This is a genomic window from Streptomyces sp. UH6, assembly GCF_013421635.1.
Lineage (GTDB): Bacteria > Actinomycetota > Actinomycetes > Streptomycetales > Streptomycetaceae > Streptomyces > Streptomyces abyssomicinicus.
Map to the genome: position 1 here is coordinate 1 of NZ_JACADT010000540.1, position 3,856 is coordinate 3,856.

Below are 3,856 nucleotides of genomic sequence, written 5' to 3' on the forward strand. Positions count from 1 at the left end.
GCGCCTGCTGCGTTCGGTCGTCCCCCTGCTGCCGCCGCAGGACGCCGGTCCCGCCGGCTACTGCAGCGGCACCCGCCCGGGCGCGTTCGGGGCGGTGCACAGCAGCGTGCCGCCCACCGCGGTGAGCCTGGCCTCGATGCTGGTGCACGAGCTCCAGCACGCGAAGCTGAGCGCCCTCGCCGACCTCGTGCCCCTGCACCACGCGGGCCCCGAACGCCGCCACTTCGCGCCATGGCGGCCGGACCCGCGCCCGTTCGACGGTCTCTGGCAAGGCCTCTACAGCCACCTGGCGCTCGCCCTCTGGTGGCGGCACCGCGCCCTCGTTACGCCGGACGGCCCTGCCCGGGAACACGCCTGGGCGGAGTACGCGCGATGCCGGGAACAGACCGGGGCGGCCCTCCCCGCTCTGGTGGGGTCCGAGCAACTCACCCCGGAGGGAAGGAGGTTGGCCGACGGTATGGTGGCCGCGCACCGGAGTCTCCAGGATCTCGACCCTCCGGCCGGACACCTCGCCCGGGCCCGGTCGTACATCCAGACCGCGCGGGCTCTGTGGAGTCGTGCCACAACGGTATAAGTGAGATGTTGCGCGGGCGACCGGGTGCGGTCCCCCCTAAGGTGGAGGATCGAGGCCGAGTGATGGGGGATCAGATGCCGGTAGCGGCGCGGGACGACGTGGTCACCATCAGCTTCGCCGGGTTCAACCGCCCGTGGGCCGCCTGGATCGGCGACCGCCTCGAACGGCGTGGGCTGCGCGTCGTCTACCAGCGCTGGGACCCCGCCCCCGAGGAACCGCTCGAGGTGCTGCTGACCGACCTGGCGATGGCGCCGGGCCGGGTGGTCCTGGTGTGCAGCGACTGGTACTTCCAGATGGGGCCGCGGACCCCCGCCGAATGGAACCAGGCCCTGCGGGCCGTTCTCCGGGAGCACCCGGGGCGCTTCCACGCGGTCACCGTCGCCGCCAATCCGCTGCCCGCGGCGACCGCCGCCCTGGCGCCGCTGGAGCTGCCCGGTCTCGGCGAGCCGGAGGCCGAGCGGCGCCTCCTGGCGAGCCTGTCCCTGGCGGGCGTCCCGGCGGGCCCGGCCGGCCCGCGCTCGCCCCGGTTCCCCCGCAACGTGCCGGACGTCTGGGGCGGCATCCGCCGCCGCAACATCCGCTTCACCGGCCGGGAGCGGTTCCTCAACGACGCGTACGGATTCTTCAGCCGGGCCGCTCCCGGCGCGGGCGTGCTCACCTTCCACGGCATGCCGGGGGTCGGCAAGACGCAGCTGGCGGCCGAGTACGTCTACCGGTTCGGCTCCGAGTACGACGTCGTCTGGTGGGTGGACGCCGGGTCGGTCCCCACGTACCGGCAGCAACTCGCGCGTCTGGCCGGGGCGTTGCGGCTGCCCACCGGGCAGGGGTACGGCGAGCGGCTGCGGGCGGTGATGGAGGCGCTGCGCAAGGGGCAGCCCTACGACCGCTGGCTGGTGATCCTCGACGGCGCGGACGAGCCGGAAGGGCTCAAGAACCTTCTGCCCTCCGGCAACGGACACCTGCTGATCACCTCCCGCAACAACGAGTGGGCCCACCACAACAGCGAGCTGATGGAGGTGCCGGTCTACGACCGGGTCGAGTCGGTCTCCTTCATCCGCCGCCGCGCCCCCCGCATCACCGACGAGGACGCCGACCTGCTCGCCGAGGCGCTGGGAGACCTGCCGCTGGTCCTCGACCAGACGGCCGCCTGGCTCAGCGACTCGGAGATGTCCGTCCCCGACTACCTCGATCTCCTGCGGAGGGGGATCGACGACGACGTCCTGCGGGTGTCCGACGACTTCCCCCTCGCCTTCCCGACGGCCTGGTCGCTGCTGATCAACAACCTCAGGGAGAAACTGCCGGAATCCGTCGCACTGCTGCGTCTGTGCACCTGCTTCGCGCCCGGGCACATCCCCGTCGGCCTGCTCCAGGGGCTCCGCCGCCAGGACGTCCCCGAGCAGATCCGCGGCCTGCTCACCGACCGGGTGCTCTGGAACCGGGCGCTCGCCCAGCTGCGCCAGTACTCCGTCATCAGCCTGGAGTCCCCGGACCGGGACGACGGCGCCCGCGAGTCGGTCTACCTGCACCGGATGGTGCATGGCATCGTTCACCTCAACATGTCCGACGCAGATCACGAGGCCTTCTGCGAGGTCGCCCGGAAGGCCTTGGCAGCCGCCGACCCCCGCCGACCCGACGAGTCGTCGTCCTGGTCGCAGTACGCCACCATCACGCCCCACCTGGTGCAGTCCGACGCGCTGCGGAGCCCGGCGCCCGAGGTCCAGGAACTCGTCCTCAACTGCCTGCGCTACCTGTACCGGTCGGGTGAGTACACGGAGGGGATCCAGCTCGCCGAGCGCACCCTCGAGTCGTGGCACGACCTGCTCGGCCCCGAGCACGAGCGGCTCTGGGACCTCAACCACCACTACACGAACCTGCTGCGCGGTGCGGGTGACTACGCCCGCACCGAGCAGCTGAACCGGCGCATCGTGGAGCGCCTGCGGGACCAGCGGGGCGTCGACGACCTGGACCACCTGCGGGCGGCCGGAGGGCTTGCCGCGGACCTGCGGGGACTGGGGCGCTACCAGGAGGCGCTCGAGGTGTCCGTGTGGGTACGGGACGCCTACCGGCGGGTCCTCGGCGAGGACGACCTGCTCACCGTCACGGCGCTCCACAACGTGGGCGTCAGCCAGCGGCTCCTCGGACGCTTCCACGACGCCCTGGCCACCCAGCGGGCGACCACCGAGGCGTACCGGCGCCTCCTGGACGAGACCCATCTGAGCATCCTGCACTCCCAGACCGTCGAGGCCGAGGTGCTCCGGTTCCTCGGGCGCTACGGCGAGGCGGAGTCGCTGCAGAACGACAACCTGCAGCGGTTCGCCCTGGCGCGGGTGGAGGAGGACCACACCTGGCGGCTGACGGCGGAGCTCAACCTCGCCCTCATCCACTACCGCAACGGCCGCATCCGTGAGGCCGGCCAGGAGATCGCCTCCGTCGTCGAGCGGGCCGAACGCAAGCTGGGCGAGCGCAACCCCGACACCAACCGCTTCCTCAACTCGCTGGCCGTCTACACCCGTGAGCACGGGGACATCGACGAGGCCCGCACGCTGTCGGAGCGCGTCGTGAACGCCTACGAGACGCGGCTGGGACCCGGTCATCCCTACAGCGCCGGCACGCGGAGCAATCTGGCGATCGTGCTGCGCAACCTGGGCGAGCGGCGTCAGGCGTACGAGACGGCGGAGGAGGCGCTGGTCGCCATGACCGCGGCGGTCGGGGAACTGCACCCCTGGACCCTGGGGTGCGCCATCAACGCCAGCGCCCTGCGCAACTTCATCGGCGAGTACGAGGCGGCCGTGGAACTGTCCGAGGTCACCGCCACCCGCGCCGCCGAGGTCCTGGGACGGACCCACCCGATGGCGCTGTCCGCGCGCATCGCCTACGCCGACGACCTGCGGGGCATGCGCCGGTGGGCCCGGGCGGCCAAGGAGGAGGAGGCGGCCGTCACCGACCTGTCGGAGACGCTGGGCCGCAGCCATCCCCACACCGTCTCCGCCCGCAACCAGAACCGGCCGTACTGGGACTTCGAACCACAGATCACGTGACCGGCCCACGGGAAACGGGGGATCCATGCACGACGACGAGCAGATCGGCATCCCGATCTTCGTGGACGAGGCCCAGGGCCCCGTCCCGCCCGGCGACGACGTCTTCTACTCCGACGTCGGCACGCGCGCCGGCACGGCCCGCCGGGCCCGCCGGGTCGGGGCGGCGGTGCAGGACAGCTACGGGCCGGCGCTCGACCTCGCCGAGCAGGCCGTCCAGCAGGCCGCCGCGCGGTTCCGGGCCCTC

At 72.4% G+C, this 3,856-nt stretch carries 2 protein-coding genes and 1 pseudogene; all 3 read left to right on the forward strand.

Features of this window, described 5'->3' with window-relative positions; all coding sequences use genetic code 11:
• The coding region (locus tag HW445_RS21580) for an HEXXH motif-containing putative peptide modification protein (protein ID WP_257231212.1) at positions 1–574 on the forward strand (574 nt) is incomplete at its 5' end.
• 62 nt (positions 575–636) lie between these two features.
• Positions 637–3,612, forward strand: a complete 2,976-nt coding sequence (gene fxsT, locus HW445_RS21585) for an FxSxx-COOH system tetratricopeptide repeat protein (protein WP_180222631.1) — start codon at positions 637–639, stop codon at positions 3,610–3,612.
• A 25-nt stretch (positions 3,613–3,637) separates the two neighbouring features.
• Positions 3,638–3,856: pseudogene (locus tag HW445_RS21590) on the forward strand (hypothetical protein); the annotation flags it as partial.

Coding starts and splice junctions, on each gene's coding strand:
- fxsT (WP_180222631.1), top strand. CDS start 637: ATGGGGGATCAGATGCCGGTAGCGGCGCGGGACGACGTGGTCACCATC.